This is a genomic window from Agrobacterium tumefaciens str. B6 (assembly GCF_001541315.1).
Lineage (GTDB): Bacteria > Pseudomonadota > Alphaproteobacteria > Rhizobiales > Rhizobiaceae > Agrobacterium > Agrobacterium radiobacter.
Window position 1 is genome coordinate 11,560 of the sequence record NZ_LMVK01000004.1, and the last position, 12,533, is coordinate 24,092.

General features: G+C 57.9%; 16 protein-coding genes. 7 read left to right on the forward strand and 9 right to left on the reverse strand.

Features of this window, described 5'->3' with window-relative positions; genetic code table 11:
- Positions 1-517 precede the first annotated feature (517 nt).
- Both ASB65_RS04895 and ASB65_RS04900 read right to left on the reverse strand, forming a co-directional pair.
- A complete protein-coding gene (locus tag ASB65_RS04895; protein ID WP_060723179.1) occupies positions 518-1,780 on the reverse strand; it encodes a YcbK family protein in 1,263 nt (420 codons plus the stop codon).
- Positions 1,781-1,936: 156 nt separating this feature from the next.
- On the reverse strand, positions 1,937-2,377 hold the full coding sequence (locus ASB65_RS04900; protein WP_020809227.1) for a VOC family protein: 441 nt from the start codon (positions 2,375-2,377) through the stop codon (positions 1,937-1,939).
- A 192-nt stretch (positions 2,378-2,569) separates the two neighbouring features.
- Between ASB65_RS04900 and ASB65_RS04905 the strand changes: the two genes are divergently transcribed.
- Together ASB65_RS04905 and ASB65_RS04910 are read left to right on the forward strand one after the other, a co-directional pair.
- Positions 2,570-3,148, forward strand: coding sequence for a cold-shock protein (locus tag ASB65_RS04905; protein ID WP_035213171.1), 579 nt, complete (start codon positions 2,570-2,572; stop codon positions 3,146-3,148).
- Positions 3,148-3,630 carry a DUF192 domain-containing protein gene (locus tag ASB65_RS04910; protein ID WP_060723180.1) on the forward strand — a complete coding sequence of 161 codons (483 nt, stop codon included), beginning with the start codon at positions 3,148-3,150 and terminating at the stop codon, positions 3,628-3,630. The genes ASB65_RS04905 and ASB65_RS04910 overlap by 1 nt, the downstream gene beginning before the upstream one ends.
- Before the next feature lie 60 nt (positions 3,631-3,690).
- On the opposite strand, the gene ASB65_RS04915 is transcribed toward ASB65_RS04910, so the two are convergent.
- Positions 3,691-3,939 (reverse strand): BON domain-containing protein, encoded by a 249-nt coding sequence (locus tag ASB65_RS04915; RefSeq protein WP_003507987.1) that lies wholly within the window; start codon positions 3,937-3,939, stop codon positions 3,691-3,693.
- A gap of 213 nt (positions 3,940-4,152) precedes the next feature.
- Between ASB65_RS04915 and ASB65_RS04920 the strand changes: the two genes are divergently transcribed.
- The 3 genes from ASB65_RS04920 to ASB65_RS28035 all read left to right on the forward strand — a co-directional run bounded on the left by ASB65_RS04920 (position 4,153) and on the right by ASB65_RS28035 (position 6,360).
- Positions 4,153-4,422, forward strand: a complete 270-nt coding sequence (locus ASB65_RS04920; protein ID WP_035213169.1) for a DUF982 domain-containing protein — start codon at positions 4,153-4,155, stop codon at positions 4,420-4,422.
- Positions 4,423-4,636: 214 nt separating this feature from the next.
- The gene (locus ASB65_RS04925; RefSeq protein WP_060723289.1) at positions 4,637-5,779 is read left to right on the forward strand and encodes a ceramide glucosyltransferase; all 1,143 of its coding nucleotides are present in this window, start codon (positions 4,637-4,639) and stop codon (positions 5,777-5,779) included.
- A gap of 257 nt (positions 5,780-6,036) precedes the next feature.
- On the forward strand, positions 6,037-6,360 hold the full coding sequence (locus tag ASB65_RS28035) for a hypothetical protein (protein WP_139786508.1): 324 nt from the start codon (positions 6,037-6,039) through the stop codon (positions 6,358-6,360).
- Between the two features lie 149 nt (positions 6,361-6,509).
- Here ASB65_RS28035 and ASB65_RS04930 read toward each other — a convergent pair whose 3' ends face one another.
- The 3 genes from ASB65_RS04930 to ASB65_RS04940 form a co-directional block, all read right to left on the reverse strand.
- Positions 6,510-7,043 carry a hypothetical protein gene (locus ASB65_RS04930; RefSeq protein WP_236734543.1) on the reverse strand — a complete coding sequence of 178 codons (534 nt, stop codon included), beginning with the start codon at positions 7,041-7,043 and terminating at the stop codon, positions 6,510-6,512.
- A 62-nt stretch (positions 7,044-7,105) separates the two neighbouring features.
- The gene (locus ASB65_RS04935; protein ID WP_060723181.1) at positions 7,106-7,363 is read right to left on the reverse strand and encodes a hypothetical protein; all 258 of its coding nucleotides are present in this window, start codon (positions 7,361-7,363) and stop codon (positions 7,106-7,108) included.
- Positions 7,360-8,043, reverse strand: coding sequence for a lysozyme (locus ASB65_RS04940; RefSeq protein ID WP_060723182.1), 684 nt, complete (start codon positions 8,041-8,043; stop codon positions 7,360-7,362). The genes ASB65_RS04935 and ASB65_RS04940 overlap by 4 nt, the downstream gene beginning before the upstream one ends.
- A gap of 662 nt (positions 8,044-8,705) precedes the next feature.
- On the opposite strand from ASB65_RS04940, the gene ASB65_RS04945 reads away from it, so the two are divergent.
- Together ASB65_RS04945 and ASB65_RS04950 are read left to right on the forward strand one after the other, a co-directional pair.
- Positions 8,706-9,728 (forward strand): porin, encoded by a 1,023-nt coding sequence (locus ASB65_RS04945; RefSeq protein WP_060723183.1) that lies wholly within the window; start codon positions 8,706-8,708, stop codon positions 9,726-9,728.
- Positions 9,729-10,066: 338 nt separating this feature from the next.
- Entirely contained in the window at positions 10,067-10,375 is a 309-nt protein-coding gene (locus ASB65_RS04950) for a hypothetical protein (RefSeq protein WP_236734544.1), read from the forward strand.
- A gap of 26 nt (positions 10,376-10,401) precedes the next feature.
- Here ASB65_RS04950 and ASB65_RS04955 read toward each other — a convergent pair whose 3' ends face one another.
- The 3 genes from ASB65_RS04955 to ASB65_RS04965 are packed head-to-tail and all read right to left on the reverse strand — an operon-like array spanning position 10,402 to position 12,529.
- Positions 10,402-10,773, reverse strand: coding sequence for a hypothetical protein (locus ASB65_RS04955; protein ID WP_060723185.1), 372 nt, complete (start codon positions 10,771-10,773; stop codon positions 10,402-10,404).
- A complete protein-coding gene (locus ASB65_RS04960) occupies positions 10,770-12,329 on the reverse strand; it encodes a fusion protein (protein ID WP_080868441.1) in 1,560 nt (519 codons plus the stop codon). Before ASB65_RS04960 ends, ASB65_RS04955 begins: the two co-directional genes overlap by 4 nt.
- A complete protein-coding gene (locus ASB65_RS04965; protein WP_060723186.1) occupies positions 12,329-12,529 on the reverse strand; it encodes a hypothetical protein in 201 nt (66 codons plus the stop codon). Before ASB65_RS04965 ends, ASB65_RS04960 begins: the two co-directional genes overlap by 1 nt.
- Between the last annotated feature and the right edge of the window lie 4 nt (positions 12,530-12,533).

Genomic DNA, 12,533 nt, shown 5'->3' on the forward strand with positions numbered 1-12,533 from the left:
TGCCGCTGATCTGCATTATCTAGCGGCCATCACATTTCCGTGAACGAGAGTCAAAAAACGCGACGCGCCTAGCATCCTCACACGCACATTTCCACGCACACTAAAATTTTCATTTAAAATAGTAAAATAAAAACAATTACATATAGATAGACCTCACTGACTTTTAATCAGTAGGTCCAGGGTTCGAATCCCTGCGCTCTCACCACCTCAAATCTACATTTTCTGATATTTTGCAAAGAGTTATCACCACGAGTGACAGGACTCTGATGTGAGCGGAAAAGATGCGTTTGCAGTCTTAGGCTGTATCCATGGCAAGCCTGGTTTCAGAATACCCGCTGCGCGCATCAATCAGGCAACCGGCCCCCACACCGCCGTAGCAACAATCAGGGCTATCGGCTCAAACACCACCCCCCCAGGACGACCGGACCGTCTCTAAAACGTTTGGAACAGTCCTCAGGCATAAAGTTTCAGGCTCGGAAAGCATCGGGTTTGATATTCCGACAAACCCGGCCAGAGATCATTTGCGCTGGGCGGTACGGCGGCAGCGCCAGTTCCAGTCTCTTGGCTCACCCGTGTCCATATGGACCGATTCGGTATGGCAATAGGTGCCCACACCGCCGCGCTCCGGCAGGGAACGCAGATAGGTCGCAAGCTCCCATTTGGAGACGCCCTTGATCTGGATGTCGGCGGCATCGCAGGTATAGTGTTTGGAGCCCTGCCTTATGCCCTTTGGAGGACGATAGCCCGAGGTGACGATCGCCGGGCTGTTATAGTGGCGCTCCACATCCTTGATCATCCGCACCAGTTCCGGCTTGAAGCAGCCAACTTCGACGCGATCCGTCTGCAGGAAAAGCCCGTTCGGGGCGACGCGGCTCAGGCCGGAGAGCGAGGCGAGTTTCATCAGGCCTGTCGGCTGGTCATCCTCTTCATCGAGATGGGCATCATCAAACTCGTCGGACATGACAGAGCGGCCGGAAAGCGCAATGCCCATCGTCCCGTCCGCGGCTCCGGGCAATGATGCGACCTGCGTATTGTCCGCCGTGCCGCTTTCAATCATCTTGGGCAGGCGCTTCTTGGCCGCGCCGGCGAAAAATGCCGCAAGCGTCACGCCCTTACCGTCGCCTCCCTGCGCCTCGCCCACCATCTTGGCAGCGTCCACGGCCGGCTGCGCCGCGACAGCCGCGAGCTGTTCCGAGGCGGACTGCGGCGCGGGCACAGGAACCGGCTGACGTTTTTCGCTATGCTGTTCCGCCGGCACCTGTCCGGCTGGCGGGACCTGAACCGGCGCTGATACCGGCTGAGGCTGCGGTTGCGCCGCCTGCATGGGCGCCGAATAGACGCTGCTGACCGCGGGAATGATTTTGTGAGAGGGGGCGCCCGTGGCGGCGGCCGTGCCGGGTGCACCTGCAGCACCGGCGGGCGCCCCATTGGAATAAATGCTTGTCGTCCCGGCGGAAATCGCCGTGGGCTGCGTCGTCAATCCGCCAATATCGGCGGCGGCGCCATAAGCCTGCGCCGGGCCGCCCGGCGCCTGGGCAGGCGCAGCCGCGCCGGCCGCCGATGCCACGGCGGGAGCCACATAATGTCCCGGTTGCGGGCCGGCGGCGGCGGGGGCTGCTGTTTGCGGCTTCTGTTGGGCGGCAATTTCCGGCTTCTTGGTAGCGGCGGCCATCTCGTCGTCGGTCCCCGCCGAAACACATCCGGAAAGCCCAAGCAGCGAAACCGCGATGACAAGACGCGGACAGACAAGGCGTCTTTTCGCGCTTTCGACAGTTTTCATGGCTGGCCTCCGTATCTTGCATTTCCAACAGCAGCACGGGAACGGAATCGTGTGCTTCCCCAAAACGGGACTGGCCGTTTCGATTCGCGGACTATGCCTCATCCCCTCAGGACAAGGCAAGAGCACCCGAAAACACCGCTACTCACCGGAAAATCCCTACCAGGAACCGGTATTCTGCATAGATATCCACGGTTCGGCTGGTGCGAGGCTTTCGCCCTTCTGCAGAATTTCGAAGGAAATACCGTCAGGCGAACGCACGAAGGCCATATGTCCGTCGCGCGGCGGCCGGTTGATGACGATGCCGTTCTCCTGCAGCCGGGCGCAGAAATCGTAGATATTGTCGACCTCGTATGCCAGATGGCCGAAATTGCGGCCGCCGGTATAATCCTCGGTGTCCCAGTTATAGGTGAGCTCCAGGCACGGCGCCTTGTTTTCCTTCGCCGCAGCAATGTCGTCGCGCGCCGCAAGAAACACGAGAGTGAAGCGGCCTTTTTCGTTCTCGATTCGGCGTATTTCCGTAAGACCGAGCAGGTCGACATAGAATTTAAGTGATTCGCCAAGGTCTTTGACGCGAACCATCGTGTGCAGATACCGCATTTTATTCCTCTCCATTACACGGGTCCGAAGCCGTTAAACGCGTGATGGCAAGCCCCGGACAAGGACGGCGACATAAAAGCAGCTGCGTAAATCAAAAACTAGGGCTTGCGTGAAACCGTTACCAAGATGTTAATCTGGCGCACAGGAATCAGTTGACCGGTGTATGGCGCGTAATCGAGGGGTTGGCAGGATATGGCTGATAGGATGTCATCGAAAACGATAGTCGATGTCGAGGACCTTTCGGGCGATGCCGTGGACCTGACCGAGATTACCGGCGTCGTGAAGTGGTTCGATGTCGCCAAGGGTTTCGGCTTCATCGTGCCTGACAACGGCACGCAGGATGTGCTGCTGCACGTCTCCTGCCTGCGCCGCGACGGTTACCAGACTATCCTCGAAGGCACGCGCATCGTCGCCCTCATCCAGCGGCGCGATCGCGGTTTCCAGGCTTTCCGCATTCTCTCCATGGATCAGTCGACCGCCGTTCACCCCTCGCAGCTGCCCCCGGTGCGCACCCATGTGCAGGTGACGCCGTCGAGCGGGCTTGAGCGCGCCATCGTCAAGTGGTTCAACCGCACCAAGGGTTTCGGCTTCCTGACGCGTGGCGAAGGAACGGAAGATATTTTCGTGCATATGGAAACGCTGCGCCGTTTCGGCCTGACGGAGCTTCGTCCCGGTCAGGTGGTTCTGGTGCGCTTCGGCGATGGCGACAAGGGCCTGATGGCGGCGGAAATCCATCCCGACAACCCGGTTGCCATCGGGATGTCGCATTGATGTCCGCCCTGCGCCATATGGTGAAAAGCGCCGTTATGGCGCTTCTTTTTTTCACGCTGGCCGGTGCCGCGCAGACTCAGGAACGCCAGGCCTTCACGTCAGAGCCGCTCACCATTGAAACCGCTTCCGGGAAAACGCACGACTTCGTTGCCGAACTGGCGCTGGACGACGCCCAGCGCGCGCAGGGTCTGATGTTCCGTAAATCCATGCCGTCTGAAAACGGCATGTTGTTCGATTTCGGTGAGGCGCGCGCTGTCGCCATGTGGATGCGCAACACCCTCATTCCGCTCGATATGCTGTTCATCGGCAGCGATGGCCGAATCACCCATATTCACGAAAACGCCGTTCCGCATTCGGAAGCGATCATCAGCTCCCGCGGACCCGTAAAATTTGTGCTTGAGCTGAATGGCGGCGCCGCGAAACGTTCTGGCATCAAGCCCGGCGATATGGTCCGCAGCGCGCAAATCGGCAACCGGAAATGACATTGCCGCGTTATTGCGTCTGAATGAGCCGGACGAGGTTTCGCCCGGCTGGCACAATATTCAGTAAACCGGCTCGATATGGCTCAGAATCCGGCAATTGGAAATGGAAGCGGCAAGATTGATGGCGATATCGATCGCCTCGACCGAATCGGCCGTACCTTCCAGATAAATCACATCATTTTCGACACTTGCGGAAATGCGCGACTTTTCGAGCCCTGATTCGAAGGCCAGAGCCGAGGTGATCGCCTCGCATACGCCAGCCATGCGGTCTCCGAAGAAGCTTTCCTGAATGCCTGACAAATTAAACATATGTGTTCTCCTTCTTATGAACATACCAACGCCGTAGCGGCGGTTTTGTTCATCTCCGGTTCATCTATTTGTTCATCTTCCATTCATCTTGGAAAATTGGAACCCCCTGATCGATCACATTTTAGGTGATCGGGAACCATTTCGTGAGGCGGGCATTTCGCGCATGGGAGTGTGAGAGGCTTTCAAGCCAGGTAAAACAGGGAGGAAAATGACATGCTGATTCACAGAACAGAGCCGTGTCACCACGCCGCGTGGATGAAACCGGTGGCGATCCATCTGCCGCTTTCGGCGGCCGTGGAAATCTACAGCCCGCTGGTGGCACTTGATATGCTGATGTACCGCTGGCCCGAGGAACATGGGCCGGAATATGAGGAAGCGCGCAGGAACTGCCTCGATGCCATCGCCGGCAGATGCGACATCGAGAAAGCACGGGAATCGTTTCTCGTCGCAAGCAGTCATGCCCATATCCTGAACGTCCACTAAAATTCATCGACCATCATGACGATTGGGCCCTTCTATCCGGAGGGCTTTTCTTTTGAGCGCAGCCGTCGTGACGCCTCTCATGCGCCGCTCGATCTCCCTGCCTGTCCGATCATGACATGTAACTGTCACGCAAACGTTATAATCGGCAGAGACGAATTCCATGGAATCGATTGGCGGGTGGACCGCCGAAAGCTTGGGAGTGGAACTGGCCAGCATGGAAACCGTTTTTGCCCTTTGCGCAATCCTGCTCCTCGCCTTCAATCTTCTCGGCATCGTTCTCGCCGGCTGGCGACTGACAAGACGGGATGCGGAAAACGATCTTGTCCGGAAAAAACCGCCTGTCTCGCTTGTGGTGCCGTTGCGTGGCGTGGAAAACTTCACGACGCTGACACTATCGCGCGCCTTTCAGCTCAACTGGACCGACTACGAGCTGCTGTTCTGCGTCGCTGATGAATTCGATCCCGTGATCGAGGAAGTCCGCAAAGCTGAAGCCGCCTTTCCATCGGTTTCCACACAATTGCTCATCGGTGACGACCGCATCAGCGCCAATCCGAAGCTGAACAATTGCGTGAAGGGCTGGCGCGCCGCCCGGCATGAATGGGTGATTCTCGCCGATTCGAACGTGTTGATGCCGAAATCCTATATTGCCACCATGATGTCGGCCTGGCGGAAGGACAGCGGGCTCGTCTGCTCGCCGCCGCTCGGTTCACGGCCTGCGGGTTTCTGGGCGCATGTGGAATGCGCCTTCCTCAACGGATCGCAGGGCCGCTGGCAATATGCGGCGGAAGCCATCGGCATGGGTTTCGCGCAAGGCAAGTCGATGTTGTGGAACAAGCCGTTCCTGGAGGACAATGGCGGCATTCGTGCACTCGCCGCCGAAATCGCCGAAGACGCCGCCTCGACGAAGCTGGTCAGAAGCGCCGGCCGCAGGGTGCATCTGGTCTCCGCCCCGTTCGAGCAACCGCTCGGCCAGCGCCATGCCGGTGAAATCTGGTCGCGCCAGACCCGCTGGGCGCGGCTGCGACGCGTGACCTTCCCGCAATATTTCGCACCGGAAATCCTGACCGGCACGCTTCCCCCGCTTCTCTTCGCGCTCGCCGCCCCTGCCATGATGGACGTGAACCTTACCGCAACCGCCTTTGCCGTCCTCGCCCTCATGTACGTACCGGAACTCGTGCTTGCCGCCCTCAACCGCTGGCCGGTTTCGCTCTACACGCTGCCAGCCATGATCAGCAGGGATATGATCATGCCCCTCGTCTGGGCCCGCAGCTGGATCGGCAGCGCGGTCGCTTGGCGTGGCAATGTCATGACGATCGGCACGGCCGAGAGCACACTGGCCGGTCCGTCAGCAGAATAAATTGTCACCTTTAGGATAGGGTTACGCCGGAAAGCTGATGTTTTGCTTTAAAATGGTCGGAGTGGAGAGATTCGAACTCCCGACCCTCTGGTCCCAAACCGCACTCTGGAATTCAAAAAGCCCAGAAAAGCTGGAATGGCTGCTTGGAACATTTGAGAACACCCGGAGAACAAAATAAAACTGCTCCCACGCTGCTCCCACATTGACTCCCTCCCCGCCTGTCCCATAATCAGACCCAGCGCTGGGCGGCGCGCATCATGACATCAAGGGAAAACGAAACTCTGTCACCGGAGGGAAAGCCCGTGCGCACTGGAACCTTTGGGTATCTCTACATCAACGCTTATTCGATAACCGCCTACTGCACGCCGTGTGAGCGCCGTGTTGACGTTGACCTTTCGAAGATCAATCCAAATGAGAGGTATTTGAACCGACGCTTCGTCTGTGATCAATGTGGGCGGCCGGGAGATTCGAAGCTAAGCCCGCCACATACCGACATGAGCAGACCATACGAGAACCCAGAGGTGATAGCGGAGATGGAGCGCCGGAAGGTCGAGCTTAAGGAGAGGTACGGGTATGAGTGACCAGACCAATAAGGCCGGAGACGGCATTCACGAGAACCACTGGTGCGAGCATCCGGGGTGTCGCAAGTGGGGCGGATGGGGTTTTAGCCAGTCGAAAGCTGAGAAACCGCATTGGTGGTGCCCCGAGCATTACCCACACCGCGACAAGTTCAGGGCCTCTGGCCTTTCTCCATCCTTTGAACGATGACCTTGATCTCCCGAAGGTCACCTGACTGTGCTGACACGGCTTGCTGGATATCCTTGGTGGTCTGCACCAAACTGCCTACGGCCTGCTCACTGCTGGTCATTCGGTAATCAAGGTTTTCTGACTTAGCAGAGAGCCTGCGGACATCTGCCTCAATACTCTTGAAACGCTCATCCGCTCGAGCCTCGATGGTTTTCACCTCTACCAGACGGTCTTTGTGAAGCTGCTCATGGCCCTGCCGCCACTCCTGCAACTCCTCGATATCCCGGCTCTTGTCGACCCAGATAGCCACGCCGCCCACAATCATGCTTGCAAGGGTGAAGAGGCTGATGATTGTATTTAGGTTCCATTCCAGTTTAGGAGCGCGACTTATCTGCATATTGGTGTTCTCCGCCATCCCGTAAGCCTGCCCCTGCCCTAAAATGCCATCATTTGCGACACGCAGCGTCAGCCGCGCATTGCCTGTTATTCGAGTTGATTGCTGGACCGGCTGTATCATCTTGTGAAGCCAGCCGAGCCGCCTGCGGGTCCGAGAACTTGACGAAGCTGTAACCTGCCCCGTTAGTCGCAGGCGCTGTCTGGCAAGCCGCTATCGCGCATGAACACGAGGCAACGGCCGCGATCCGTAAGACTGCGGAAAGACGCATTGTTCTTCTCCAATTCGTTGATGCGATCGAGCGCTTCCTTGGCGGCCTCAATCTGGGTCTGTGAGCGACCTTCGCGCTTGCCGAGCCAGTAGGAGCCCGAGGCCAGCACAACGGCACAGAGAAGCCCACCAGCGGCGATTTTGAGCCAGTTAGGAATGAGAGCCCAGATCATGACTTCACCTTGCGCCAGATACCGTAGAGCGTGAGGCCGAGGATCAGGACGGCGACGATGACGCGCGCCCACTGCCCGCTCGTCAGTTCATCGCGCTGGCTGGACACCGCGTCGACAATATCCGGGATAGCTGGGCCTATAGTCGCAACCGCGCCCGTGGTGCCAGTGCCGCCGATGACGGCAACATCTTTGACCGGCACGGCTTTCTTAGCCTCGACGGTGTTGCTCGATACGAACTCGCCCTTTGCCCACAGTCCGGCTTCGGCAGCACGGCGATTGACAAGGCCCTGCACGCGCTTGCCGCCAGCATTGACCCACTTCATGAGTTCGGCCGGCACGGCGTCATAGTCGCCTGCGTTCAGCTTTTTCAGAAGTGTGGACTTGTGGAGCGCTCCAGTATTGAAGTCGAACGACACAAGAACCGCAAACTGGTTGTCCGTCAGCGGGACTTTCACCAAGCGGCTAACGCGATCCTCGAACTTTCGGAGGTCGTTTTTCAGGATGTCTTCGGCTTCCTTGTCGCTGATGCGCATACCCTCTCGGACACGCGGAATGCCGGCCGCCGTGGTGTGGCCATAGCCGATAGTCCAGATGCCAGCCACGTCCTGATATGCGACAAGCCGTTTGCCTTCCCACTGCATGATGTGTGAAAGCCCCGCCGCGTTGATGCGTCGTGCCATGATGTTCTCCATGATTGTTGATTGACGGCGAGCTTGTCTGTCGCCATAGGGATGCGCCGCATGTCCCCTGAAACAGGCTGCGGTATGGAGGCCATGGCGCTTACGAGGAGCGACGGGCCTCCACCTCATGGAACTATTTCAGAGGTTATGCATTCTCTGCCGCCGTGTAGTGATTTGCACACAGCACCGAGGCTCGCACTCAATACCCCCCGGTTCCCGTGCGAGCCTCATTTAGCATCCCGCCATAAAGTGCCGAGTTGCGCTACGGGTCGCCAGTTGCGGATAATCACAACAGTCGAAATGTTCTGGTGAACCCTGCGCTCGTATTAGGGTGTATCGGTTTCACTCACAGTAGAATCGAAAGGCCGAATTGGCTTTTGTCGGAGCACAATGCCTAGAAAACTGCCACCGCTGCCCCGGGGGTGAGCAAGCCAATCTCCTAACAGTCTCTTAACGTTACCAACAGGGCGAAGGAGATTCTGTTACTTATTGGACACACTACGATCGCTTCATGTCCCGCCTAGCACACAAAAACAGTGAAACATGATTGCGGTATCAGAAGACTTTCTGTCATTTACCGAGTCAGCGCAGGGCTAATGAGGCGGGGACAACCAGTTTCGGACTTTGCGTTGGTGGAAATAAATTTTGACTGGAGGTCAATCATGAACATTAAGAGCCTTCTTATCGGCTCCGCTGCGGCTCTCGCAGCAGTATCCGGCGCACAGGCTGCCGACGCTATCGTCGCCGCTGAGCCTGAGCCCCTGGAATACGTTCGCGTTTGCGACGCTTTCGGCACCGGCTTCTTCTACATCCCCGGCACCGAAACCTGCCTGAAGTTCGGCGGTTACATCCGTTTCCAGACGAACATCGGCCGTGACGAATTCAACTCTGGCCGTGGCACTTCCGACTGGGATTCGTTCACGCGCGCTCAGTTCGAAGTTGACACCCGCACCGACACCGAGCTCGGCGCTCTGCGTGGCTTCATCGGCTTCCGCGGCAACGCTGACAACGGCTCTGCCGCTCAGTCTGGCGTTCACGTTGACCAGGCCTTCATCGAACTCGGCGGCCTGAAGGTCGGTAAGTTCTACAGCTGGTGGGATGATGGCCTCTCTGGCGAGTCCGACGTTCTCTCCACGAACGCTCTCTTCAACTCCATTCGTTACACCTACGACGCTGGTTCCTTCTGGGCAGGCGTTTCGGTTGACGAACTCGAAGGCCTCACTGTTGGTTGGGACGAGCCCGACAACAACGTTGGTGTTGCTCTCGGTCTCGGCGCGAAGCTCGGCGCAGCTTCGCTGCAGCTCATCGGCGGCTACGACACCGACCGCGAAGAAGGCTCTGTTCGCCTGATCGCAACGGCTGACGTAGGCCCCGGCACCCTCGGCCTGGCAGGCGTATGGGCTTCCGGCCCGAACGCTTACTACACCGAATCTGAGTGGGCGATTGCTGGTGAATACGCCATCAAGGCAACCGACAAGCTGACCATCACCCCCGGTGCACAGTACTTCGGCAACTACTACGCTGGTGGTCCTGACTTCACCAACGACGACGCTTGGCAGGCTGGCCTGACGGTTGACTACAAGATCACGCAGGGCCTCTCCATGAAGGTTGCAGCTAACTACCTCGACGTCGACAACGTTGACGAAGAGTGGAACGGCTTCATCCGTCTGCAGCGTTCGTTCTAATCTGATCTGACATTGTCAGTGATGGAAGCCTCGGCAGTAATGCCGGGGCTTTTTTACTTTGAAAAATCCACAAGACAGCCGCATCAAAAGATTGTAATGTTGCTTCGATGTTCTAGCGAAGATCCACAGCCGAAAGGCTTTCGCCAGTAGATCCCAGTCAATCTCCTCGGCCCGTCCCTGGGTCGAGGAGAAGGCCCTCCCAGAGTGGATATTTGGTGATTGGCATTTGATTTCCTACGCAAATGTTCAGCCCCGGTTCATCCCTGCCGCCGCATTCTCCCAGTCATGGAACCGAAGGCACCGACACACGTTTGAGTGCCTCAATGGGAGATGAGATTATGAAGCTTCTGACCGCAGCAATTGCGCTCGTATCCGTCGGTATCCTTAGTGGATGCGTTGAAGATGGCGGGTACCGTACTGGCGGCTATTATTCGTCGGGCGTTTCCTACCGTTCATACGATCGAGACCGCTATTATGGAGACCGGTACCGCCGCGACTATGACCGCCGCGATTGGCGCGATCGGAGAGAATCGAGAGACAGGCGCGAGGATCGTAGGGAGTGGCGCAGTGAACAGCCGCGCCAGCCTGAATCTGGCGGCAACAATCGCGTGATACGTCCGCACATTTTGTATCGAAATGCTGACTGAGCGCAGACATACGGGATGATGGCGGGTTACGCTAACGGCCAAGCGATGGGCGAGATCTCGCCAAGGAACTGCTCGACGGTCGGCTGCTGGCGTTGGCCCGCCTGAACCTTCGCCAATTCGCCGTAGGCGTAGAACCAGACATTATCGCGCCACGCGACGAAGGCCTGCGCCTCCGCAGCCCATTTAGGCTTTGTTGAGCCGATGTAGGATGCCAGCGTCACGCCATCGCGGAACTGACGCTCACGCGCTGTTCTGTCGACAAGGCTCTGAATGGCGTTTTCGTATTCGGTGATGGTGGGTGACTGCGGGAGTTGTTCTTCGAACTCGGCTATTTCATCGGCCGTCATATCGCGGCTAACACTTTCACCGGTTGCTGCGTCCAGAAAAGATATCTTCATCCTCTCACCCCCTCAAAGAACAGCTCGCCGTAAGTCGCCGCTGCTACGGAGCTCTGTATCCGCAACGCATTTCGCGCCACCGATGCGGCAGTCGTTGTGCCTATGGTCCTGTTGACCCGCGAGGTGGGCGACCGACTTACGAACTGGCCGATTGAAAGCGCCGGTCTCGCCTTGTTGAAATTGAAGATTTCGGTGGTTCCTGCGCATGTGATGTCACCGACGAATATGCCAGGGAACTGAGCGCTTGACACTGACGATGTGGTTGTTGACCCGTTATAGATCGCATCATCAAGCGTGAACTCATAATCAGACACGGCACTCAGGAAGGTCACGCCGTTATCAGTCGACACTTGAATAGTCAGGTACGTGCCGCTGGGAACCGAAAAGCTCGAGGTGCACCTTAGGCGGCTAAACGCTGATAGGTTCGTGATCACCGCGGTCGTCAAACCAGCCATATTGATCAGGCCGATTGGCTCCCATCCGCCCAGAGCCTGACTTGCCTGTGCTGGCGTCAGAAACTTGATACTCTTTCCCGTGGTCCCGTTGGCGACAGCGAACTGCCCGTCTACTGCGGACGCCGCGCCAGTGACATCCCCCGTACCCGTGCCGTCCGTGCCCTTGCGCGCCAATAGCCGCCAGTAAGCATTGCTTTCTACTGGCAGCACAGGCGGCGCATTGCCGGTTGTCGGTTGAATGGCAATCCACGTTGAGCCGTTGTCCAGGGCGATGTCATTCGTCGCATAGGCCGCCCCCGCGCTGTATGCGCCACGATCCACAACACCAGCCGTGCCAGAGCGAGCGAAGAGTAGCCACTGCGTGTTCTCGGTCGTCGGAAGCGTCGGCGGCGCATTGCCAGTAGTCGCAACCTTTGCAATCCACGTCGAGCCGCCGTACTGCACGATATCGCGGATCGCATAGGCCGTGCCCGCGCTGTAGTTGCCGCGCTGATTAACGCCAGCAGGGCCGACAGGACCGGTGATGTAGTAGGGAACGCTCCAGTCGCCAGACGTCGCAGAGTTCTTGATGTAGAGCGCCGAACGCCCATCTCCAATATCTGCAACAAGCACGCGGAAGCCCGCCGCAGCGCCGTTATAAGCCGCTCGGCCAGCCATATTCGGAACGGCAACGTCAAACTGGACGCCATCCTTCAATGTGAACTTGTTGATCGTCCCAAACACACCCGGCCCGATACCAATCGGAATGTCATCCGTGCCAACAGTGATTTCAGACAGGCTGTCGAGGTTGCCATTTGAAAGGGAGGCCAGCAGCCGGCGCATGGCCTCGACTGCGGCAATCGTTGGCGACGTCAGTTCGACCTTATAAGGCGCGTCCGTCTGCGCAGGACCGGGCCAATCATCGGCAAGCAACAGTTCCGTGTCGCTGATGATCTGCTCAATGACTATAGGGCGGCCAACGTGGATGCCGTACTTGTCACCGACCTTGATCGGCGTCAGGCCGGCAACTTCCGTCAGCCAGCCGGTGTCAGTGCCGGTCACAGTGCGAGAGCCGACAGCGACGGTAGCCGTACCATCGCCGTACCATGTGGTGTTAGCCATTATTCTTCTCCATCATCGCGCGCCTTGCGCAGATCGGCTTCAAGGCCGTTGATCTTGTCGAGAAGGATCTGGTTCTCCTGCTTCTGCATAAGAAGCTGCTGGGACAGAAGAAGCGTGCGGTTCACTAGGAACGTTTCGCGCACTTCCGCCTCTTGCAGGATGACGGAAGCGTCGACCTGCATCTTATTGCCCGTAGACATGGGA